Source organism: Microbacterium sp. BH-3-3-3 (assembly GCF_001792815.1).
In the GTDB taxonomy this organism is placed as follows: domain Bacteria; phylum Actinomycetota; class Actinomycetes; order Actinomycetales; family Microbacteriaceae; genus Microbacterium.
Map to the genome: position 1 here is coordinate 2,945,241 of NZ_CP017674.1, position 21,235 is coordinate 2,966,475.

21 protein-coding genes and 1 tRNA gene are annotated in these 21,235 nt (G+C 66.0%); 6 read left to right on the forward strand and 16 right to left on the reverse strand.

Translation table 11 applies throughout. The features are described from left to right. The first annotated feature begins 120 nt into the window (after window positions 1-120). Window positions 121-2,133, forward strand: coding sequence for a S1 family peptidase (locus BJP65_RS13595; RefSeq protein WP_070409487.1), 2,013 nt, complete (start codon window positions 121-123; stop codon window positions 2,131-2,133). Between the two features lie 356 nt (window positions 2,134-2,489). On the opposite strand, the gene BJP65_RS13600 is transcribed toward BJP65_RS13595, so the two are convergent. Continuing rightward, window positions 2,490-2,566: transfer RNA gene (locus BJP65_RS13600), tRNA-Pro, on the reverse strand. Between the two features lie 166 nt (window positions 2,567-2,732). Continuing rightward, on the reverse strand, window positions 2,733-4,256 hold the full coding sequence (locus BJP65_RS13605; RefSeq protein WP_070409488.1) for a hypothetical protein: 1,524 nt from the start codon (window positions 4,254-4,256) through the stop codon (window positions 2,733-2,735). A gap of 555 nt (window positions 4,257-4,811) precedes the next feature. Here BJP65_RS13605 and BJP65_RS16340 point away from each other — a divergent pair. After that, window positions 4,812-4,997 (forward strand): hypothetical protein, encoded by a 186-nt coding sequence (locus BJP65_RS16340; RefSeq protein WP_083285858.1) that lies wholly within the window; start codon window positions 4,812-4,814, stop codon window positions 4,995-4,997. Between the two features lie 924 nt (window positions 4,998-5,921). Here BJP65_RS16340 and BJP65_RS13610 read toward each other — a convergent pair. The 9 genes from BJP65_RS13610 to BJP65_RS16645 are packed head-to-tail and all read right to left on the reverse strand — an operon-like array spanning window position 5,922 to window position 12,048. Continuing rightward, window positions 5,922-6,776 (reverse strand): hypothetical protein, encoded by an 855-nt coding sequence (locus tag BJP65_RS13610; RefSeq protein WP_156784900.1) that lies wholly within the window; start codon window positions 6,774-6,776, stop codon window positions 5,922-5,924. A gap of 11 nt (window positions 6,777-6,787) precedes the next feature. Next, window positions 6,788-8,506 (reverse strand): hypothetical protein, encoded by a 1,719-nt coding sequence (locus BJP65_RS13615; RefSeq protein WP_156784901.1) that lies wholly within the window; start codon window positions 8,504-8,506, stop codon window positions 6,788-6,790. Beyond that, complete coding sequence (locus BJP65_RS13620; protein ID WP_070409491.1) at window positions 8,503-8,871, reverse strand: hypothetical protein; 369 nt, start codon at window positions 8,869-8,871, stop codon at window positions 8,503-8,505. The genes BJP65_RS13615 and BJP65_RS13620 overlap by 4 nt, the downstream gene beginning before the upstream one ends. After that, complete coding sequence (locus BJP65_RS13625) at window positions 8,871-10,097, reverse strand: hypothetical protein (RefSeq protein WP_070409492.1); 1,227 nt, start codon at window positions 10,095-10,097, stop codon at window positions 8,871-8,873. The genes BJP65_RS13620 and BJP65_RS13625 overlap by 1 nt, the downstream gene beginning before the upstream one ends. Next, complete coding sequence (locus BJP65_RS13630) at window positions 10,097-10,573, reverse strand: hypothetical protein (protein ID WP_070409493.1); 477 nt, start codon at window positions 10,571-10,573, stop codon at window positions 10,097-10,099. The genes BJP65_RS13625 and BJP65_RS13630 overlap by 1 nt, the downstream gene beginning before the upstream one ends. A 37-nt stretch (window positions 10,574-10,610) precedes the next feature. Next, window positions 10,611-11,024 carry a hypothetical protein gene (locus tag BJP65_RS13635; RefSeq protein ID WP_070409494.1) on the reverse strand — a complete coding sequence of 138 codons (414 nt, stop codon included), beginning with the start codon at window positions 11,022-11,024 and terminating at the stop codon, window positions 10,611-10,613. Window positions 11,025-11,027: 3 nt separating this feature from the next. After that, entirely contained in the window at window positions 11,028-11,399 is a 372-nt protein-coding gene (locus BJP65_RS13640) for a hypothetical protein (protein ID WP_070409495.1), read from the reverse strand. Beyond that, window positions 11,396-11,701: a hypothetical protein gene (locus tag BJP65_RS16640; protein WP_156784902.1), complete on the reverse strand. Its 306-nt coding sequence runs from the start codon at window positions 11,699-11,701 to the stop codon at window positions 11,396-11,398. Before BJP65_RS16640 ends, BJP65_RS13640 begins: the two co-directional genes overlap by 4 nt. Window positions 11,702-11,739: 38 nt before the next feature. Next, entirely contained in the window at window positions 11,740-12,048 is a 309-nt protein-coding gene (locus BJP65_RS16645) for a hypothetical protein (RefSeq protein WP_156784903.1), read from the reverse strand. Between the two features lies 1 nt (window position 12,049). Between BJP65_RS16645 and BJP65_RS16650 the strand changes: the two genes are divergently transcribed. Further along, window positions 12,050-12,427, forward strand: coding sequence for a hypothetical protein (locus BJP65_RS16650; RefSeq protein ID WP_156784904.1), 378 nt, complete (start codon window positions 12,050-12,052; stop codon window positions 12,425-12,427). Beyond that, complete coding sequence (locus tag BJP65_RS16655) at window positions 12,424-12,588, forward strand: hypothetical protein (protein ID WP_156784905.1); 165 nt, start codon at window positions 12,424-12,426, stop codon at window positions 12,586-12,588. Before BJP65_RS16650 ends, BJP65_RS16655 begins: the two co-directional genes overlap by 4 nt. A 55-nt stretch (window positions 12,589-12,643) precedes the next feature. Here the strand turns inward: BJP65_RS16655 and BJP65_RS13645 are convergent, their stop codons facing one another. From BJP65_RS13645 to BJP65_RS13660, 4 genes are read right to left on the reverse strand one after another with little or no spacing between them, the layout of a single operon-like run. Next, window positions 12,644-12,895, reverse strand: coding sequence for a hypothetical protein (locus tag BJP65_RS13645; protein WP_070409496.1), 252 nt, complete (start codon window positions 12,893-12,895; stop codon window positions 12,644-12,646). A gap of 9 nt (window positions 12,896-12,904) precedes the next feature. Next, window positions 12,905-14,227, reverse strand: a complete 1,323-nt coding sequence (locus BJP65_RS13650; protein WP_083285859.1) for a recombinase family protein — start codon at window positions 14,225-14,227, stop codon at window positions 12,905-12,907. Window positions 14,228-14,269: 42 nt separating this feature from the next. After that, window positions 14,270-15,193 carry a metallophosphoesterase gene (locus BJP65_RS16660; protein ID WP_156784906.1) on the reverse strand — a complete coding sequence of 308 codons (924 nt, stop codon included), beginning with the start codon at window positions 15,191-15,193 and terminating at the stop codon, window positions 14,270-14,272. After that, window positions 15,190-17,889, reverse strand: a complete 2,700-nt coding sequence (locus BJP65_RS13660) for a transglycosylase domain-containing protein (RefSeq protein ID WP_070409498.1) — start codon at window positions 17,887-17,889, stop codon at window positions 15,190-15,192. Before BJP65_RS13660 ends, BJP65_RS16660 begins: the two co-directional genes overlap by 4 nt. 116 nt (window positions 17,890-18,005) lie before the next feature. Between BJP65_RS13660 and BJP65_RS13665 the strand changes: the two genes are divergently transcribed. Then, window positions 18,006-18,224, forward strand: a complete 219-nt coding sequence (locus tag BJP65_RS13665; protein WP_055838421.1) for a DUF4177 domain-containing protein — start codon at window positions 18,006-18,008, stop codon at window positions 18,222-18,224. Continuing rightward, window positions 18,221-18,688, forward strand: a complete 468-nt coding sequence (locus BJP65_RS13670; RefSeq protein WP_055938344.1) for a RidA family protein — start codon at window positions 18,221-18,223, stop codon at window positions 18,686-18,688. The genes BJP65_RS13665 and BJP65_RS13670 overlap by 4 nt, the downstream gene beginning before the upstream one ends. Before the next feature lie 193 nt (window positions 18,689-18,881). Here BJP65_RS13670 and acs read toward each other — a convergent pair whose 3' ends face one another. Beyond that, window positions 18,882-20,849 carry an acetate--CoA ligase gene (gene acs, locus BJP65_RS13680; protein WP_070409499.1) on the reverse strand — a complete coding sequence of 656 codons (1,968 nt, stop codon included), beginning with the start codon at window positions 20,847-20,849 and terminating at the stop codon, window positions 18,882-18,884. Window positions 20,850-21,235: the final 386 nt, after the last annotated feature.

Genomic DNA, 21,235 nt, shown 5'->3' on the forward strand with positions numbered 1-21,235 from the left:
TCAGGTTGTCGTAGGGTAGGCCGCGACGCTGAGAGGTGGGTGGGGACCCAATAGCGATCCCCGTCCTGCTCGTTGTGCGTTTTTCCATCAAACACATGAGATGAGACGATGACACGAAACATGAAGCGTTTGGGGTGGGCCGGAGCATCGGCCGCCGTCGCGCTCACCGCGTCCGGTCTGCTGGCCCCTGCTGTGGCCTTCGCCGGTGAAGACCAGTCGACCGCCCCCACCACGGGCCCTGAATTCGATGCCACCGCGCAGCGGCTCATGACGAGCAGCGACCAGGTGCAGGGCGTCGCCAAGGACGGCTCGGGCAACGTCGTGGTGTACACCACGGCCGACGAAGCCGACCTCCAGGGTGAGGCCAAGTCGTTCGTCGACACGAAGTCGAACGTCGTCGTCAAGAAGATCGACCCCATCAAGGCTGCCGCGACCAACGACCTCGTCGGTGGCGCCGGATACCTTTCCCCCGCCGGTGGCAACTCCGTCGCCCTCTGCTCGGTCGGTTTCACCGGCTGGACGCCGCAGGGTGACCCCGCGGTCATCACCGCCGGTCACTGCAACGCCGACGGCTCCCTCACCGAGAGCCTGCTCTCGCTCCCCTCGGGCGACCCGGCCGGCGGCGGCGACAAGAACAACGCCGACATCGCCGTCAAGGCTCCGCTCGGCACCCTGGCGTTCTCGCAGTTCGGCGGACCGGGCAACACCCCCGGCGCCGAGGGCGACACCTCGTCGGTCGACATCGCCACCATCGATGTCACCAACACCGACCTCGACCTGCTCCCCGAGATCACCGACTGGACCACGGCATCGTCCGAGGACCTGTCGGCGTCGACGACCGACGTCCGCGCCATCGGCTCGGCGCAGGTCAACCAGCCGGCTTCCAAGTCGGGCCGCACGACCGGCCTCACCACCGGTAACGTCACCGGCGTCGAGGGCTGGATGCGCGTCGCCGAAGAGAACGACGTGCGTTGGGTCTACGGATTCGCCGTCGAAGGCGACATCGACACCGTTCAGGGTGGCGACTCCGGTGGAGCCGTCTTCCAGGGCACGACCGCTGTCGGCGTGGTCTCCGGTGGCAACGAGACCGGTACCTTCCTCTGGGCCGCCGACCTGCAGGCCGGCCTGGCTCGCACCGACGGCTACTCGGTCGCCGTGAAGGTCGACGCCCCCGCACTGACGACCCCCGCCGATGGCGGCACGGTCGGCGTCGGCGGCGCCATCTCGGGCACCGCCCCCGCGGGCACCACTCTGAAGGTCACCCCCGAGGGTGGCGACACCTTCGACGTGGCCGTCGACGGTTCGGGCAACTGGAGCTTCACCGCTCCCGACAAGCTCGGCACCTTCTCCTTCTCGCTGCGCGCGGTCAACGGCTTCAACAAGTCGGCTTCGGTCGACGCGTCGGTCGAGGTCAAGGCGGAGGCCCCGGTCATCACGAGCCCGGCCAACGGTTCGACCGTCGAGAACGAGGTCACCTCGATCTCGGGCACCGGTCTCGCCGGCGCCACCGTGACCCTCACGGGTGACGCGAAGGGCAGCGCCAAGGTCGCCGCCGACGGCACCTGGTCGGTCACCACCGACCTCGCCATCGGCACCTACTCCGTCACCGCCACGCAGGCGCGCGACGGTCAGACCTCGGCCGAGGCCACCTCGTCGTTCACGGTCGCCCCGTCGGCTCCGACCATCACGGGCATCCAGGACGGTGCCTCGTACTCGGGTGCCGCGATCCCCACCTCGATCTCGGGCACCGGTGTCAACGGTGCGGCGATCTCGGTCACGATCAACGACGCGAAGGTCGGCGAGACCACCGTCAAGGACGGCAAGTGGTCGATCGTGCTGAAGAACGCTCTCGGTGAAGGCGCCTACGCGGTCGTCGCCACCCAGACGGTCAACAGCGTCTCCAGCTCGGCTTCGGTCAGCTTCTCGGTCGCCGCGGCTCCCGCCCCGGCGCCCTCGCCCTCCGGTACCCCTGCCCCCGGTGGCAACCCCGGTAACGGCAACGGCAACGGTGGCGGCGGCCTCGCCGTGACCGGTATGGGTGACCCGACTCCGCTGGCCTGGGGTGCTGTCGCGCTCCTGCTCGGTGGCTTCGGTGCCTTCGGTTACCGTCGTCTGCGCCGCGCAACCCGCTAAGCGCATCTGAAGAGCACCCCCGGTGTCTCCCCGTTTCGGGAGGTACCGGGGGTGCTTTTTGTTCGCGTGGGCCGTTCCCGTCGCCGCGCGGACGTCGTGTCCTCGAAGGTCCCCCGGAGGGCACGTTCATTCCGGTTGATCGAAGGGGCGCAGAAGAATGCGGGAGCACCGGGACCATTCCTCGCGCTTCGGCTTCGCCGGCCGACCCGAGAATGCGGGCTTCGCAGCTGCCGGCGTCCACGTCGCTGTGACGGTCGCCGCACGGAGAGAATGCCCCCGCTCTCTCGCGAACATTCGCGCGGCCCCGAGAGAACCAGAAAGGCCCCCCGCTTCGCGGAGGGCCTTCTGTGATGCAGTGGTCGGGGTGACAGGATTTGAACCTGCGGCCTCGTCGTCCCGAACGACGCGCGCTACCAAGCTGCGCCACACCCCGTTGCAACTAGGAAAGTCTACCCCGTCGGGCGGCATGCTTCGAACCATTGCGGGATTCGAGCGCGTTCGGACGGGCGCGTTCGTCTACGCGGGTTCATCCGTCCGGGTTCGTCAACTCGCACCCCGAGGAGGGAGGCCGCGCGCGTGACGCGGCGGCCTCCCTCCGTTCAGGGCTGCGGAGTGCGACGTCGCCGGGCTGCGTGGGCCGCGACCAGCCCCGCACCGAGCAGCACCGCCGCGAGGCCGCCAGTGGCGCCGAGCGAGGCCGTCGTGACCCCCGTGGCCGCCAGCACCGGTACCGCGGGCAGCGCTGCGGGTGGCGCCGTCGGGAGGGCAGCCGGCACGGGAACCACCGTGGCCGCGGGTGTCAACGCGGGTGTCGGGTCTGCCGGGGGCGTCGGAACGAGCTGCTCGGTCTGCGTGGGCGAGGCGAACCGCTCCACCCACAGGAAGGACGGCGGCAGGTGCGGCACGACATCCGCATCTTGCGCGGAGCGCTCGATGCGCCAGACGGCCGTGTACACACCGGGGCCCGGCAGATCCGCCTCGGTCTGCACGGTGTACGTTCCCGCCCCCTCGAGCGGATCGGTGCGCAGCGTGAGCTGGGCCACGGGCTTGAGAGACGCCGGGACCTCGTCGGCCTCGGCGGGGAACGCGCCCGTCCGGTAGATGTCGGCGGTGGCCGAGAGGATGACGAACGACCCGTCCGCCCGGCGGGGCCACACGCCGTCCTGTGTCGACACCGTGACGTCATCGACGAAGCGGCGCCCCTCGAGACGGGCGATCGTCTGCACGCGCGGCGAGAACTGCACGGGCCGGGGCGCGGCATCCTGGGTCGAGAGTTCGAACGTCTGAGGGCCGGCGGGACCGGCGGACTCCTGCTGATCGGGTGACGAGTAGTACCGGATGGCTGCGGCGCGCACCGAGAAGGAGCCCGTCGCGCGCACCGTGTAGGGCCGCCCGTCGTCCGAGGCCGAGGCGGGGGCGATGATCGCGTAGGTCGCACCCCCGCGCACGTCGTGTCGATCGGCGGACCCCGTGTCGGCGAACACCGCGTTCTGCAGATGCAGTGTGCCCGTGGCATCCGGGTCGACGTCGACGGAGAGTGTGCCGCGCGTGGGGTCGTCCTGCGCCGCCGAGAGCGTCAGCGAGCCGCCGGTGCGGGGCACCCGGATCGCCTCCGCTTCGGCGAGGTACTGCAGGGTGCGTTCCTGGATCGCAGCGCTGTTCTCGGGGCTCGCGCGACGCATGATGAAGTCGATGGCCTCCGGCAACTGGTCGCCGGAATACCCCCACGAGTGGAGCGTCGTGTCACGGTCGACGATCGCCTTCACGGCCCAGCCCACACTGGCCGCCTGCACGGCGTCGTCGGTCTGGCCGTACGTGCTGACGAGGTGGTTGATCGAGACCAGCTGCTGCGGGCTGAGGCCGTTCACGTCGGAGGTGACGCCGTGGTCCGTCGTGGGCCCGGTGGCGACGGGCAGACCCGGGTGGATGCAGTAGGTGTGCACGTCGCCCACTCGCATGGAGCCGTGCCAACCGGTGCGCGAGAGGGGAGCCCAGGTGCCGAAGCCGGTGCCCTGATCGGCCGCGTGGGCGACCGGAGCGATGGTCAGGCTGGTGAGCAGCACGGCTAGGACGGCCAGGAAGGCCGGGAGGCGACGGCGGGTGGGCGGGGGAGCATGGTTCATGCGGAGTCCCTTCGGTCGAGGAGACTCGATCGTGCTCGCTGAAGGGATGCCCCCGACGGCGAAAGGGGCCGTTCCGTGGGCAGAAATTCACTCACGTCAAAATTTGGACGTATTCGACACGCCGTGCGACACGCCGACACGGGTCGTTAACGCCCTGTGCAATGTCGGAACCCCTCGCCAGCGTCCGATCTGTGGATAAACCCGAACACAAGTCCGAAGGTTCGCGGAACGGCGCGGAAGTGGGGGTGCGTCCGAGGGGTGGTAGCTGTGGATAGAACCGTGGACAACCTGTGTTGTACATGGGGAGAGACGGTGGAAAATCACACGGATGTAACTACTACCCCTTGTAGTCACTTCCGATGTCGGTCCCCATATGTAGTATTGATGGGCAGGCAAGTGAACACGGAAAAGGCCCCCCGATCAGCGGTAACTGATCTGAGGGCCGGAAGTTTCAACTGTGAGGCGGAAACTTCCTCCAAAGTACGCGCGCCTGCGGCGCCCCAGCAAATCCGGCTAGGGCGTGTCGCAAAATTCAATCGCCTTTTGGAGGCAACCATGGCTAAGGCCAACAACACCAACGGGCTCCGCCCGGGTCAGCCCGCACCTCAGTCGGGTCAGTACCAGCAGATCGGCCCGCGCGGTGGTCGTGGCCCGGAGCGAACGGTTACGCGCCGTGAGCCCCTGCCCCCGACCCCCAAGCCGGGCATGACCTACAACCTCGTCGACCGGACGAAGCACTGAGATGGCGACCAAGCGGGTCAGCGGCCCGATCGTCGTCACCTGTCCGCGATGCCGTCGTAAACTCGGGCCGTTCTCGCGCCTGACTTCCGGTCGCGCATCGTGCGCTCACTGTGGCGCGGAGTTCAACGTCCGCATCTGACGATCCAGCAGGCCGAAGGCGTATCACTTCTCCGGGAGTGGTGCGCCTTCGGTGTATCCGCGACGCTCCGTCGGTTGAGTATGTAGTACAAATGTTCGATACTACGAAGATGCATGATGACGGACCGCGTTGGCACCCCGTCCTGCTCGCGCGCGAGACGCCGCCCGCTTACTGGTCCATGCGCGACTCGCACCACCGGGTGGCAGGGACTATCGAGCTTCGGCGTACCGAAGACGGGCCGCGTTATCGCGTCGAGCACCGAGGGGTGCTGCTCGGTTGGGCTACCTCTTTGTGGCTCGCAACCGAACGTCTGCACCGGGCGATTATCTCGGAGGGTGTACCCCGAGGGGGTATAAACGGGACTTAGTGAGAAATGCAAGCTGGGAGTTTTCTGAAAGTCCGCGCGAGGTGTTCCGCGTAATTCCGGGGGGCAGTACGCGCTATGCGTGGAGCAATGTGCGTATATGTCCTCCTAACCCCCATGGCCCTTGAAAAAGTGGCGCTAGGCTTATAGGTGCGGGACGATACTTCAAAGGAGAAGGCCCCGGCTTCAGAACCGGGGCCGTCTCGCGACTGAGAGTGCCAGTGCTCTATAACTGGATGGCTGGGGTACCCAGCGAGAGCCGTTCGGAACTGGCATTCCGGGCGGCTCTCGTCATTTTACGAGCGCCTGACTCTGTGATGCTACCGCAGATTTGATACAAATCCTACTCGCGGCGTTGGATTTGCGGTTGTTCTTTGCGCTGCTGTTCCATTCGTTGTTCGCGTTGTTCTTTTTTCCGGGTTCACTCCGGTTCGCGTAGCTTTTCCTCCAGCGCGAGAACGCGCGCATTTAGCTGCGCCGTCTGCGCAATTAGAAGTTGGATGAAGTCGATGGAGTCCACGACGTTGGTCGCGGCCCAGTTCCCGTCATCGTCCACGGTCGTCTTATAGACCGCGAACCGCTGTAGGTCCGGGGACTCCGCAACCTCTTCCGCAATCCATCCCAGCGTTGGCTTGCCGTCACCGTTCTTGAACTTGTACTGACGGAGGGTCGGGAAGATGTTGCCCAACGTGCTCACGTCCGGGTCGTCCAAGAGGTCTTTGTAGCGCAGCGAGGACGTGCCCTTGGACACGCGACCGTCACCGTTTATATATGCCACGGTGAACCCCGAGGTAGCCGCCGAGGCGTTGGGTAGGTTGAGGTCGCCGGTCATGGTGTCGCCGCCCTTAGCCACGCGGCCATTCACGGCGTTCATTGCGTTGGACGCGGCGGATGCGGCGGCGTCGGCGTCAGCCTTGAGGGCTAGCGTCATGTCCGTTGCGTCCACACGGGCGACGGGTCGCCCGGAGCCGTCACTGAAGTAGAAACCGATCTGGTGCGCGGGGCTCGTCTCGATCTGTGCTGCGGCGAACGGGAAGTTCATCGAGTTGATCGAGGCGCGCTTACCAACCTCCGACGCCGGGGATACCCCAAGGGCAGAGCGCGCGGCGGCTGCGGTGGTCGCGCCGGTTCCGCCCTTGCTGATCGAGGTTACGGCGCTCGTGCGCTGCGCGATGTAATCCCTGGTTTTGTTTTCTTCAGTGTCAATGGTGTTTAGCGGGGCGGTGCCGGACACGAGGTCCATGCCCGCCGCTAGGGCTGCATCTCCAACTGCCATGTTCTCTCCTGTTAGTTCTCGTCGATGGTGCCGGTGGCCTGGTCGATGGTGCCGACGGCGAGGTCAATCGCCCCGGCGGGGGTGTCGGTTGTTCGGGTGGTTATGGTCATTTCGTCTCGGTCGAGGTCGAACGTGACGCGCGAGGTCTGTCCGGTCTGCGTTGCTTGAGACGGCGGCACGATGGTTCCGTCAGCGCGCGGGGCCTCTTCAAGGACGACGGTTACGGGCATCTCTGCATTCGCGCGGAAGTCGGATACGGCGGTCGCTGTGACCTCGCGTCCACGTCCCTGGGCGCGGCGCACGGCGTATTGACTGAACCCGGGGCCGGGGTACGGAGTATTGCGCTCGAATGTCCTGAGGCGGCTGTAGCCCGCGGGGCCGTAGGCGTCCCGGCGTTCCTGAGTGTTGCCGTTGCGGTCGGTCCACTTGTAGACGGTGACTGCGGCATCGAACCAATCGGCATCGTCTCTCGAGAGTTTGTCGTCGGCGTCGATCAGGTTGATGCCGTGGCGGATCGAGAGCGCGCCGGGGGCGGTGAAGTCCTCTGCGCGGAGAGACCAGCGGCGCGTTTCGATGCACACGAGACGCAGGCCGAATGACTGGACGATCGGTTGTAGGAAGTCCATCGCCGTCTGACCCGACTTCCACAGAAGTGTCTCGGGGTCACGCTCGATGAGGGCCGTTCGCCTCGTCGTGCTCAGGCCGGTATCGCCCTCCCAGACGGTCGTGTAGGCCGCGGTGTTTGCGGTGTTGCCGTCGAAGTAACCGGTGTCGGTTGGGTCGCCCGTGTACTCGCTCATGCGGAAGTCGGACCAGAGGACCGATTGGTCCGAGTTGAACCCGTGATAGGCGCGCACGATGACGTGTGTTGTGCCAACCGGGATGCCAACACGGGTGACCACGGTCGATGTGGTGTTAGCTGCGGAGGTGCCGTAGGCGTCCTTAATGGACTTGTAGCTCAGACCACCATTGGTGCTGGCGAATACGCGTAGACGGCCCGCATTCGAGGACGGATTCACAACCGTGCTGGCGGTGCGCTGGCGTGCGCGGAGAAGGTACGTGCGGCCCGACATGCTCGTCGCCGGGAATGTCGTGTCGATGTAGCTATCAGTGTTCGCCGTGCCGCGGAGGTTGAACGCCGTGCCGTTGGTGTTGGACGTCCAGGTCGAGCCGGTCGCGCGGCTCAGCGTGACGTTGGTGGCGTTCCAGCCGGTCACGTTGACGATTGCGGCGGGGTTGCTCATCTCATTGACGGCATCCGCGTACACCCGGACGGCAAGGTCTGTTCCAGCCGGGAAGCTCGCGCCCGGTGCGGCCTTGCCGAGGACGTAGGTCACGATGTCGCGAAGTGAACTCTGACGGCTAAACAGGGCCTCATCGTCTGCGAGCGGTGCCCAGTCCATGAGGAGCGCTTCGTCCGACGCGAGGCGGAGAGACATGGTGCCGTCTCGGTACCTGATAGGGCGGTCGCGCAGAGTCATGTTGAATCCACGCGATGTCTTCACGCCGTCACTATCGGTGGTGTCGGCCTGTAGACGGACACGGGGCGGCGGCGAGGTACGGGGGTCGAGCGCGGCGAGGGTAAAACCGTTGGGCACGGAGATTGTGAGGTCGGCCTGCACGTGCGGAGCCTGGGAGTCGTCAAACGTCAGTGACCCACCGCGCACATTGATGTTGCGATTGGGCGGGCCGATGACGTAGGCGGAGTATTGGAAGGTCGTAGCCGTCACGCCTGGACCTCCTGGTAATCGACCGCTAGAACCCAGGCGTCTCGGGTTACATCTTCGAGGGTTAGCGAGATACGCCCGGAGGCAACGCACGTCATCGAGAGCGTGGCGCGTTCCTCAGAGGCGATGGTGAAGATTCCACCCGCAGCGATGAGGGCTCGTGCCGTGGCGCTTTCGGCCTCGGAGTTCGGGCCGTAGAAACCCATCTCAATGGTCCCCGTGCGCAACCCGGCAGGGCGGATCGTCACGTCCGGGTAGGCGCGTCCAAGGATCGGGTGAATGATCGTGCCGGATGCCTGCTCGGACGTAATCGACATGACTTGCTGAGGGGCGATAGTGGCATCGCCCACGGTGATGAGAGTTGCCATTAGTACTGGGCCACCGTTCCGCGTGCAACGATCTGACCAGGAATGGTGATCGTGGGTGGACGGTAATAGCGGATAGCGGAGTCATCCAGGTCTACACGCATCCGGACTTGGCGTCCGTTTAGGTGGTCAATAACGCCGTCCGTGTCGCCGCGGAAACGGCTAACGTCTGCGGATGCTTGACCGGTCTTCGCGTCAATCATGATCTGCGCGCCGTCTGGTAGCTGATAAACGGTATTACCGAGGTCGTCCACAGATACTGATGCGCTGTCCGCAGAAGTAATGAGACCCTTGAGGACGCTCTGCTGATCGTTGAACTTTGCGGTTGCATCCTCGACGACGCCGTTTAGTTCGCGGGCAGCGCCGACGGCCTTTAGGTCGGCTTCCACCTTGGCGTTCTGTGTACCGGAAAGAGCCTTGCCTGTCTCGTTGTACTGATTACCTAAGCGGATAGCGTCATCGGTTGCGCGGTTCGCAATCTCGTTCACAGCGGCCAGGGCGTTCATATCCCCAGCCATGGCGCGCGCAGCGGTCGCCAGGTCAATGCCGAGAATGTCGGCGTACTCCTTGGCCTTGTCGCGTTCCTCGCCGGTGATAATTTCGGAGGTGCGGGAGGCGATACCGATGGCGTCGAGGACGCTGGAACCTGCCTCGATATACGCCTGGGCTAGTCCGTTTGCGCGGTCCTCTAGCTCCTGTCGCCTCTCCTCTAGCTGCTGGAATCCAGCGACGAGAAGACCGACACCGGCTGCGCCACCGGCAAGGGCGAGCGATGCACCTAGACCTCCGACCGATCCGGCGAGGCCACCGAACACGTCCTGGGCGATCTGAGGAATGTCCTCAATATCGCCTCGGAAGGACGAGAAGGTTTCGCCTAGGTTTTGCTTGAGCTCGGAGCTAACTTCCTCGCCAGCCTCGCTGACCTTGCGCAGGTTGCGTCCACCGCTGTCGCCTATGTCCTCGATAGCCCGGTCGGCCTTTTTTGCGTCGGACACAATGTCCTTGAAGCTGCGCTCTACACGTTCACCGGCTGCATCGATCTCGCGGGACGAACTCTTGGCAGCATCGCCCATGCCGTCGAGTTCGCGCTCGACCTTCGACCCGGACTTATCGGCGTCCTTAGCTACGTCATCGAGCGCGTCGGACACCTCTTCCAGCGCCTTACCCAGGTCTTTGACCTGAGCTTGCGCCTGGCGGGTGTTCGCGCCAATGTCGAGTGTTAGGGCCATTACTCTTGCTTTCCTTCGAGGGCGTTAGCGATTGTTCGGACGGTGGTTTGGACCCAGAGGCGGCCCATTCGGGGCACCATCTCTCGGGCGGTCGGCCAGAAGACGTAGCCGCGCTTTCCGGCGTGAGGCTTGAGCTGCGTGTTGATGACTCGGGTGACCCGGTGCGTACCGCCATTGCGGCTGCGGCGCTGGTAGGTCAACTTGCCTGTGTTCGCGCCGAACTCCACGGCGTTGTAATCCCGCTTCGGCTGTAGGCCACCCTTGAGGGCGCGGCCCTTACCGGCAGCTTGGATACGAACGTTCTGGTTCGACACGGTGACCACCGCCGTGCCGACAATCACTCGATGTTCCAAGCGAGTGTCGGCACGTTCGGCAAGGGCTTTGGTCCACTCGGGGGCGGCAACCCTTTTCGTCTGCTGTCTGATCTGCTTCTGTAGCGTGCGGTCGACTGAGCGAATCGCGTAGATGGTCGCCATAAGCTCGCGACTCTTTGTAACGTCGATTCGCATTGGCTTACGCGACCGTTCGGACCGGCTGTCCGTTGCAGGGCAGAGACACGGAACCCGTGGCGATCTGGTCTACCGCACCACCGATTGGGCCGGGGACGATTAGCGCGTCAATTGTGTAGAGCGCTGCGCCGGTTCCCTTGCGAGGCTTGAGCTTGATGCTCTTCACAGTGCCCGCATTGGTTAGCAAATACTGCGAAAGGCTCGATGCCGTGGCGTGGTCCTGTGCGTATTCAAGGTTGAGGACCCAGGTAGCCGTACCGGCAATCTGCTGAATGGCTGTAGGGGCCATGCCTTTCCAAGTGACCGTGGGCATGGTGGGGACAATCTCAGCCTTGGAGACGGAGACCTCGTAGTTGTCGGCCCCGATGATGAGGTCGATATCGTTTAGAACGATGGGGGTTAGGGCAATCTGTGCCATGGTTTATTCCTTTGCTGCAATAACGGTGAGTGGGATGGAGTACGCCATGCGGGTGCCGAACTGAACTAGTTCGGCGTCCTCGTGTTGAAACGACGTATCGAGGCTGTCGAGAATCAGCGGCACAATGTCTTCCAATTCGTCAACGGCCATATCAGGGTCGTCGTGACCGGAGATCACAATGGCGTTCATGCGAATTACACGCTGAGAGATCGGCGCCTGGGGGAGTCGCCCGATGCTTGTGCTGCGAAGCTGAATTGTTAGGTCGCGTACCTCGTCGAGAATCCGCTCGGTGGCCACGACATTGATCGCCGGAAGCGCCTCATTCGCCGTGAGCAGTTCAATGAGGAGGTCTGCAACCTGCTGACGGACGCTCACGCGATACCGCCCCACGCCGTAACGGGCCGTAGAAGCTGGCGGACGTGCCAATCAAGGGGAGTCGACACGATCTGTCCGTAGCCTGTTTCGGGGTCTACCGGCTGAGTGTCACCGTTCACCGCGTTGTATACGTTGCGTGCGTGCATTACCTGAGCAAGGCGATAGTGCTCGGGAACCGCGTCATCTTCGGTAAGGGCGATGGGGGCGAACGCGAGGCAGGCAGCGCGAGCAACCGTGAGATAGGTCGAAACAATCTCATCGTTTAGCCGCGCCGCGTCTTTCCAGAAGATGCGTGCGGTCATTGGTGTGTGCCAGCTAGCCATGCGTTCGCCCCTGGTCCTCACGCGGTAACTGTGACTGAGCGGATAGCGGCAGAGTTGTTCGCGATGCTCGCGTAATAAGCGAACACGGCAACATCGACTCCACCGTGGTGAACGTCAAGACCCTCGACACGGATCGGAGTTCCGGGGAGCGTGTAGAACGTCGCAGCCTCACGTGCTCCGACGATGACCTTGCCAGCGCCAATGTTCCCGGGGACGATCTTGAACGACGCGAAGTCGCCCTCTTCGAGTCCAAAACCGGCGTTAAGGAATGCCAGCTTGTCGTTATCCGAGGTGAGTAGAACATCGCGGTAAAGCTCGGGGCTCACAATGGCGAAGCTCGGGCGGTTCTCAGTACCGATGACACCAGGCGGAAAGATCAAGGATGGTCGAGCCGAGGAGTGGCACGGCTTCTCGCTCGTGCCCGCTCTCAACTCGGCTGTTATCACTAACGATGGAGGAAAGGCCGCGCCTCGACCATTCGAGGCTGAAATACTGCGAGTCCTCGCGGACGGCGAAGAACACACCGGCACGGAGATTCGCCAGGCCTGCGGCATCGACTCAACCTCGTCAGCCGACTACAAAACGTGGCAACGCACGATGACGCACGTCGCCAGCTTCGACTACGTGACGAAGACGGGCGCGAAGACCGCGCCACGCTACTCAATGCCCCCGCTCCCTGAGCTAGCTGTTAAGGCTCCGGCATGAAGCGGTGGGAAGCGAACCTGGAGTACAACGCGGCCTGGGTCCGCATTCTCGAAAGCCAACTGGAGGTAGAGCGCATCCGCGTCGCGGCCCTAGAAACCCAGGCCCGTGTCGCTCAGGCGTGGCTCGACCACCTGCGGAAGTACCCGCCCCAGCAAACGTGAACCAGTCACAAGGAAAGGCCCCGGCAGCATCTTGCCGGGGCCTTCCGCTGTCGGCTCAAATAGCGGGGTCGGTGTCGTCCTTCGGCTCTGCGTCAGCCCGACGCTTTTGCGCCATTTGACGCCCCTCTACTAGGCCGCGGGATATGGCGTCGATTACCGCCTCCTCGTCAAGCTGGTCAAGGTATTCGATGTTGTCGGCCACCATCTCGGCGGTGAGGTCTGTCAGCTTGTCCGACGCGATCTTCTTTGACATGAGCTTGCCAATCTCTTTCTTGGACTCTGCTCCGAGGTCCGTAAATTCGGTCATGGTCGGAGCCTACTCAGCGCGCTTGTGTACTGTCACCCGGTCATCGCCGCGGCCTGCGCGAACGGTGATTGTGAGTCGGGTTTCGATGAGTGTGCGTTGCTGGTCTAGTTCGAGGCCGTCGAAGAATTCGAAGAACGGGGCGGCGTTCACCTCTAGGCCCTCGGCGTGCGGCTGGATGCTGGTCAGTGATGCTTCGGCACGTTCGATGAGGTCGGCGGTTGCGCTGTCCACACGGGCACGCCCCAGTTCGGTCGAAGCCGTCTCCGCTTCCTGGGCGATGCGGGAGAGTTCCTTCGTTACCTGCGCGAGGTCGGCGCCGGGTAGTGCTGCGACTGCGGTCCATCGGGTGCGCTCGTCTTCTAGCTCGGACAGGCGGGCGGCGAGGGGCGCGGGTGCGCCGACGCGCTCGGCGCTGCGGTCGTTGAGGATCGAGAAGAACAACCAGGTTCGGGCCTCGTCCTCCACCTCTTCACGCCGGATCAAGGCGTGGTCGGCATCCCGTGAGCATCGGTAGTAGCGGCTCGCGCTGTGCATCTTTGCCCCACACTCACACCGTGCGATGCCGGACAGCAGGTGCTTCCGGGCCGGGCCAGCACTGACCCTCCGGGCCTCATCCGTCAACAGGTCGCGGGCGGCCTGCCAAGTCTCGCGGTCGATGATGCGAGCAACCTCGGGAGCGGCCTCGAACCGTTCGCCACCGCGGACAACCCACCCCGCGTTAGACGGATTGCTGAGGATCGTCCGCACGCGCACCGGCTGGCGGCCCCACTCGGCAGCGATGCTCCGCACGCTGCGCCCGTCGAGCAGGTCGCGGTACGCCTTGCGGAGTGCGTCAGCCTCAGCGGTGCGCTCGATCACGTTGCCAGGCTCAAACCCGAACCGGCGTTTACCCGGGACGGGGAGGCCCCCGGCTACACGAGATTCATTCGAGCGAAGTTGCCGTTCGCGCTTGCGGTTCACCTCGAACGTAGCGAGGGAGGTCAAAAGCTCGGCGCGGAACCGCCCGTCCGCCGTAGTCAGGTCGAGGTCACCCTCGACTGTGGCAACCGTCTTGCCCGCCGCGATGATGGTCAGGAGGTCCGCCTGTCCTCGCAAGAGGCGGTCGAGGTTCACGCTCACGATGACCTCGGCGCTGGACGCCAGTAGGCGTGACCATGCCGTCCCAGCGCCGCGCGACTTGAACGCGCTGACGGCGTTGTCCTCGAACTCAGCCACCACCTCCCAGCCCCGTGAGGCAGCGAGAGCACGGCACCTGGCCAGCTGGCGGTCAATGCCCGTAGCCCTGTCCATGCTCTGACGGGCGTATATCGCGCATGTTGTCATAAGTGACATTATGCGGAAGGAACGGCCCCTTTCGAGGATGGGGAGAACGGGTCAGCGGGGGAGCAGCGTGAGCAGTGTCGCCTCGGGCCGGCACGCGAAACGCACCGGGGCGTAGATCGAGTGCCCCAGGCCGGCGCTGACGTTGAGGGGCACCGTGCGCCCGTCGTACGTCCACTCGCTCAGACCGCGCGCCTGGTCGAGCGGCAGGTCGCAGTTGGAGACGAGCGCCTTGCGGCTGAACGGCACGCGCACCTGGCCACCGTGCGTGTGGCCCGCGAGCAGGACGTCGGCGCCGAGACCCGTGAACGTGTCGAGCGTTCGCCGGTAGGGCGCGTGCATCACGCCGATCCGGAGGTCGGCGGCATCCAAGGTGTCGAGCACGGGCGGGATGAGCTCGGGGCGATCCCAGTTGCGGTGGGCGTCGTTCACACCGAACGCCGTGATGCGCGTGCCCTTCACCTCGAGCGAGACGGCCGTGTCGTCGAGGATGCTCCATCCCAGATCCACGGCGAAGAAGCGATCGAGCGCGTCGATGTCGAGGTGCTTGTGCGCGGGAAGGTGGCCCGAGGGGCCGAGGAAGTACCGCAGCGGGTTGCGGGGCGCGGGCTCCTGGAAGTCGTTGGATCCGTGGACGACCAGACCCGGAACGCCGCGGAGCGACGAGAAGGCGGTGCGCACCCCGACGAGACCGTCGCGGTGGCCCATGTTGTCGCCGGTGTTGACGACGAGGTCGGGGGCCAGCTCGACGAGCCTCGACATCCACTCCTGCTTGCGATGCTGCCAGGGAGCCATGTGCGCGTCGGACACGTGCAGTACCCGGAGGGGCTCCGCACCCGGCGGCAGCACGCGGACGGCGTGATAGCGCACGGTGAAGAGATACCGCTCGATGCCCACTCCCCACACCGCTGCCCCGACAGCGGCCGCCCCCGCGACCCCGAGGGGTGCGAGGGCGGCCGTCACCAGGGGGCGCGTCACGGGCAGTCCTTGGCGACGATGGCCAGCGTCACCGGGGTGCTCTTGTTCGCCGAGGTACCGCCGGAGGGGCTCGTCGAGGCGACGCGTCCCTCTGCGGGCGCATTGCCGTCCCGCTCACAGGACCCGATCGATACGGTTCCGAACCCGGCCGACAGCATCGCCGCACGCGCGGAGCTGACCGGCTGCCCGGAAACGTCGGGAACGGTGCCGCCCTGCCCGTTGCCGGGGCTGAGCGTGATGACCGACCCGGCGGCCGCCGAGCCCGCGCCGGGGTTCATCGCGGCCACGCGGTCGCCGCCGAACTCGGCGTCGACCGGGTCGCCGATCGAGACGCGGAAACCGGCGCCTTCGAGGGTGGACCGGGCGCTGTCGATGCTCTGACCGACGACGTTCGGCAGGTCGCGCTGGACGGTGCGCAGCAGGTTGGAGGCGGGGTCGGGGAACCGGTCGCCGCCGTAGAAGTCGTCGGACGAGCGCTGGACGTCGGCGGCGAGCGGGTAGCGGATGTCGGACAGCGCCCGCCCGCCCCAGTACTTGCGGAACAGGTCTTCGCTGCCCTCGTAGTTGCCGACCCAGGCCGCGGTCGTCGTGTTGGTCGACGACTCGATCATCCAGGTCTGCCATCCCTCGTGGGTACCCGTCTTGCCGAGCACCGGGGTGCCGTCGCGCGGGTTGCCCTGCGAGCCGGTGCCGCCGCCGGCCATGACGCCCTGCAGGGCGTAGGCCGCGGTCGCCGCGATCTCGGGGGTCAGTGCGGGCGAGCACGTGCGCTCGGGGATCGCGCGGTCAGCACCCTTGTTGTCGGTGATCTTGTCGATGACCTTGGGCTGGCACAGCGTGCCGCCGTTCGCCACGGTCGCGTACGCGCCGGCCATGGCGATGGGCGAGACGTTGTCGTTTCCGATGACGTTGTTGGCGTACTGCATCGTGATGTCGGTGCCGTCACCCCGGGTGACGCCCAGCTTCTTCGCGGTCTTGGCGATGTCGCAGAGATCCAGCTGGGCGGCCATCTGCAGGTAGCCGGTGTTCAGCGAGTCGCGCGTGAACATCATGGGGGTTCCCACGTAACCGCCGTTGTTGGCGAAGTTGTTGATGCGGTCGTTGTTCGTGTTGACGTAGTTGCCGGTGCAGGAGTTGGTCATGTTCGGCACCGGACCCATGCGGCCGTTCAGCGTCTCGTTGAGCGAGCGGCCCTTCTCGAGCCAGTCCACGAGCGTGAAGAGCTTGAACGTCGACCCCGCGCTGAAGCCGATCGAGCCGCCGTTCGTGCTGTCACCGGCGAACACGACCGAGTTGAACGACGGATCGGCCTCGGCCTGACCCGGGTCCTGCGTGAACTTCGTGTTCTGCGCGATCGCGAGGATGCGACCGGTCTTCGACTCCGTGTTCACGACCGTCGAACCGAACTTCATGCCGTCGAAGCTCTGCGGCGCGTAGGCGTTCATCGCGTTCTGCGCGGCATCCTGAACCCGCCAGTCGAGCGTCGTCTGGATCGTGAGGCCGTCCTGACGCAGCGCGCGGACGCGCTCGTCGGTGTCGGTGCCGAAGGCCGGGTCGCTCAGGATCGTCGAGACGACGTACTGGCAGAAGTACGGAGCGGCCGACGAGGCGCAGCCCTGGCTGGTGGGCGTGATCACCGGGCTGATCGGCTCGAGGGCGGCCGCCACGTACTGCTCGTGCGTGATCTTGCCGTCGACCTCCATGCGGCTGAGCACGTAGAGCTGTCGGCCCTTGGTCTCGCTGTAGCCGTCGGCGGCGTTGAGCAACTGCTCCTGCGTGATCTCGCCGTTGTCGCGCAGCGTGTACAACGCCTGGATCGTGCCCTGATCGACGTCGTCGATCGAGCCGTCGGGCTGCTTGTTGTACGCCGTGCCATCGTTGTCGAAGATCGACCCCTCGGCGCGGTCGATGCGGAAGCGGTTGGGGTTCTGCACCATGCCTGCGAGGATCGCCGACTGGCTGACGCTCAGCTGCGAGGCCGGGGTGTTGAAGTAGTACCGCGCGGCGGCGTCGATGCCGTACGTGGTGCCACCGAAGTTCGCGATGTTCAGGTAGCCCAGAAGGATCTGATCCTTCGTGTACTCCTTCTCGAGCTGGATGGCGTAGCGCATCTCCTGCAGCTTGCGCTGGTAGCCCTCGGTGCCCTCGGACTGCACGGCCTCGAGGGCGCACTTCTGCAGTGCCTCGTCGCGCGTCATGCCGGGGTCGCTGTCGGTGGGCTCGACGGCGCGGGCTTCGAGCTCGCAGCGCTGCACGAGCACGTTCTTGACGTACTGCTGGCTGATCGACGAGCCACCCTGCGTCTCACCGCCCGAGGCGTTGCTCAGCAGCGCGCGGGTGGTGCCGATGAGGTCGACGCCGCCGTGCTGGTAGTACCGCGGGTCTTCCGACGACAGGATCGCGTCGTACATCACCGGGTTGACCTGGTCGAACGTGACGGGGGAGCGGTTCTGGTCGTAGAACTTCGCCAGCACCCGGTCGCCGGCCATGAGCGTCGTCGGCTCCATGAGCTCGTCGGGCTGCAGGTAGCTCGGCATCTTGTCGAAGATGGTGATGGCGCTGGAGGCGGCGGCGCCGGACACGGCGATGGCCGGCGTCACGGCGGCGGTGACCAGGAGTCCGGCGACCGCGCTCAGGCCGACGAGGCCGACGATGCCGCCGAGGGCACCGCTAGCCGTACGTTTGTTCTCGGGCATAGGGTTGATGCTAAGCGACGTTGCTGGGCGATGCCTCGAAGGCGTGCGCCCGCACGCGTACGCGTTCATCCCGCGCGCACGAGTCTGCGCGCGCCGAGTCACCGCCGGGAGCCCGAATGATCACGTGGGAGTACGTCACCACGCCGCTGTTGATCCACAACACCGCCGCGATCCTCAACAACTGGGGCAAGCAGGGCTGGGAGCTCGTGCAGGTCGTGCCCGGCCCCGAGGGTGGGCTCGTCGCCTACCTCAAGCGGCCCACGGGCGGCGGGACGGCCAACGCCGGTCTGGGCGCGGCCGAACAGGCCGCCCGCCAGTTCGAGGGCCAGCAGTGAGCGTCTCGCAGCGCCTGGCGGAGCTGGGCGTCGAGGTGCCCGCCGTCGTCCCGCCCGTGGCGTCCTACATTCCGGCCAAACGGCACGGCGACCTCGTCTACACCTCGGGCCAGTTGCCGATGGTGCAGGGATCGTTGCCGGCGACCGGCAAGGTGGGGGAGTCCGCCGGACTGGTGAGCCCCGCCGACGCTCGTTCCTTCGCCCGCCAGTGCGCGTTGAACGCGATCGCCGCGGCCGCCGCCGTGGCCGGCGGTGTCGACAATCTCACCGGTGTGCTCAAGCTCACCGGGTTCGTGGCATCCGTTCCCGAGTTCACCGGTCAGCCGGGAGTCATCAACGGGGCGAGCGAGTTCTTGGGCGAGGTGTTCGGCGAGGCCGGCGCGCACGCCCGCTCCGCCGTGGGCGTTCCCGTGCTGCCGCTCGACAGCCCCGTCGAGGTCGAGGTGGTCTTCACCGTCGTGTGAGGATCGATTCCGGATGCCGGGCACCCGGCGAGACGAAGGGGACGTGCGGTCGTACCGCGCGTCCCCTTCGTCGTTTCTCGTCCGCGACGGGGATGGCGTCGCGAACGACGGTCTCTGCGATGGCGCCACGCGCCCGCACGGAGTGAGACCGTCGGTCGTGGACGCCGTCGAACACGGCATCCACGACCGGTGATCACTTCACCTGGGCGCTGATCACGCTCATGACGGCGGTGTCGGCGAGCGTCGTGGTGTCGCCCACCTCGCGCCCCTCGGCGACGTCGCGGAGCAGCCGGCGCATGATCTTGCCCGAGCGCGTCTTCGGCAGCTCGCCCACGATGTACACGTCGCGGGGACGCGCGATGGGACCGATCTGCTCGCCCACCCACCTGCGCAGCTCGTCTCCGAGGCCCTCCACCGGGTTCTGCTTGAGGAAGCGGCTCTTGATGATGACGAACGCCACCACCGCCTGCCCGGTCGTCTCGTCGGACGCACCGACCACCGCCGCCTCGGCGACGCCCTCGTGGCCGACCAGGGCCGACTCGATCTCGGCGGTCGACAGGCGGTGGCCCGAGACGTTCATGACGTCGTCGACGCGCCCGAGCAGCCAGACGTCGCCGTCATCGTCGAGCCGAGCGCCATCGCCCGCGAAGTAGTACCCCTTGTCGGCGAACTTGTCCCAGTAGGTCTCGCGGTAGCGGTCGGGGTCGCCCCAGATGCCGCGCAGCATGCTCGGCCACGGCTCGGTGACCACGAGCAGACCGCCTCCGCCATTGCCCACCTTCTCGCCCTGCTCGTCGACGACCGCGATCGAGACGCCGGGGATCGGCACCTGGGCCGATCCGGGCTTGGCTTCGGTGACGCCCGGCAGGGCCGAGATCATGATCGCGCCCGTCTCGGTCTGCCACCAGGTGTCGACGATCGGAGCCTCGCCGGCGCCGATGATGTCGCGGTACCAGATCCACGCCTCGGGGTTGATGGGCTCGCCCACGGAGCCGAGCAGCCGGATCGACGACAGGTCGAACTTCTGCGGGACGTCGCGCCCGATCTTCATGAACGAACGGATCGCGGTCGGAGCGGTGTAGAACACGCTCACACCGTGCTTCTCGATGAGCTCCCACCAGCGGCCCGGGTGCGGAGTGTCGGGGGTGCCCTCGTACAGCAGCTGGGTGGCGCCGTTGGCGAGCGGACCGTAGGTGACGTACGTGTGGCCGGTGATCCACCCGATGTCGGCGGTGCACCAGTACACGTCGGTCTCGGGGTGCACGTCGTGCACGACGCGGTTCGTGAAGGCCGCCTGCGTCAGATACCCGCCGGAGGTGTGCAGGATGCCCTTCGGCTTACCGGTCGTCCCCGACGTGTAGAGGATGAACAGGGGCGTCTCTGCCGGGAATGCCTGCGCCTCGTGCTCGGCCGATGCCGACGGCACGACATCGTGCCACCAGAGGTCGCGGTCGTCGGTCCAATCGACCTCGTTCGCGCCGCGCTTCACGACGATCACGTGTTCGACGGTCTCTTGGATGCCGGATCCGTTGCGGTCGGCGAGAGCCTGATCGACCGCGGGCTTCAGGGGCGACACCTTGCCCTTGCGCCACCCGCCGTCGGCGGTGATGACGACCTTCGCCCCGGCATCGTCGATGCGGGCGCGCAGGCTGTCGGCCGAGAATCCGCCGAAGACGACGGAGTGCACCGCGCCGATGCGGGCGACGGCGAGCATCGACGCAATCGCCTCGGGGATCATCGGCAGATACAGCGCGACGCGGTCACCCTGCTCCACGCCGAGCTCGGTGAGGACGTTGGCGAGGCGTTTGACCTCGTCGGTGAGCTCGGCGTAGCTGACGTTGCGCTGGTCGCCGGGCTCGCCCTCCCAGCGCAGGGCGATGCGGTCGCCGTGCCCGGCCTCGACGTGGCGGTCGAGGCAGTTGTAGGCCACATTCAGCTCGCCGTCGCCGAACCACTCGGCGAACGGCGGGTTCGACCAGTCGAGCACGCGGGTGAAGGGAGTGTGCCAGTGCAGCTCGCGAGCCTGGTCCGCCCAGAAGCCCTCGCGATCCGCGGCGGCACGCTCGTACAGGCTACGATCCGCGACGGCTTGCGCTGCGAACGACGCCGCCGGGGCGAACCGGCGGGTCTCGTTGAGGAGATGGTCGATCTGGCTGCTCATCGCGGCGCTCCTTCGCGTTCACGCGACGCCGCGTCGGTGCGCGACGTCATCACCCGGGTCACGCTATCGACCCCCTCCGACACCGGCCACCTCCGATAGTTGGCATCGGCTCGGGATCAAAACAGGTGATATATCGGGGTGAATGGGTCTGGGAGTTGGCCAGGCCGTTCTCCCACGCGTAACCTAGTCATGCCGGAACATTGTTTCGGCACTCGCGTCGGGGGGAGCCCCCCAATTTTCCTCCGGCGCCTGGCGGCATCCCTCGCCCCCCACTGTAGGGATGCCGCCCCCTCCTCTTTCCGCGGCCGGTGGCCTGCGATGCCGGCCCCGAGGGGCCATCCCTCGCCGGGGCGCACACCCGCTGACGCGGCGAGAACGACCGTTCC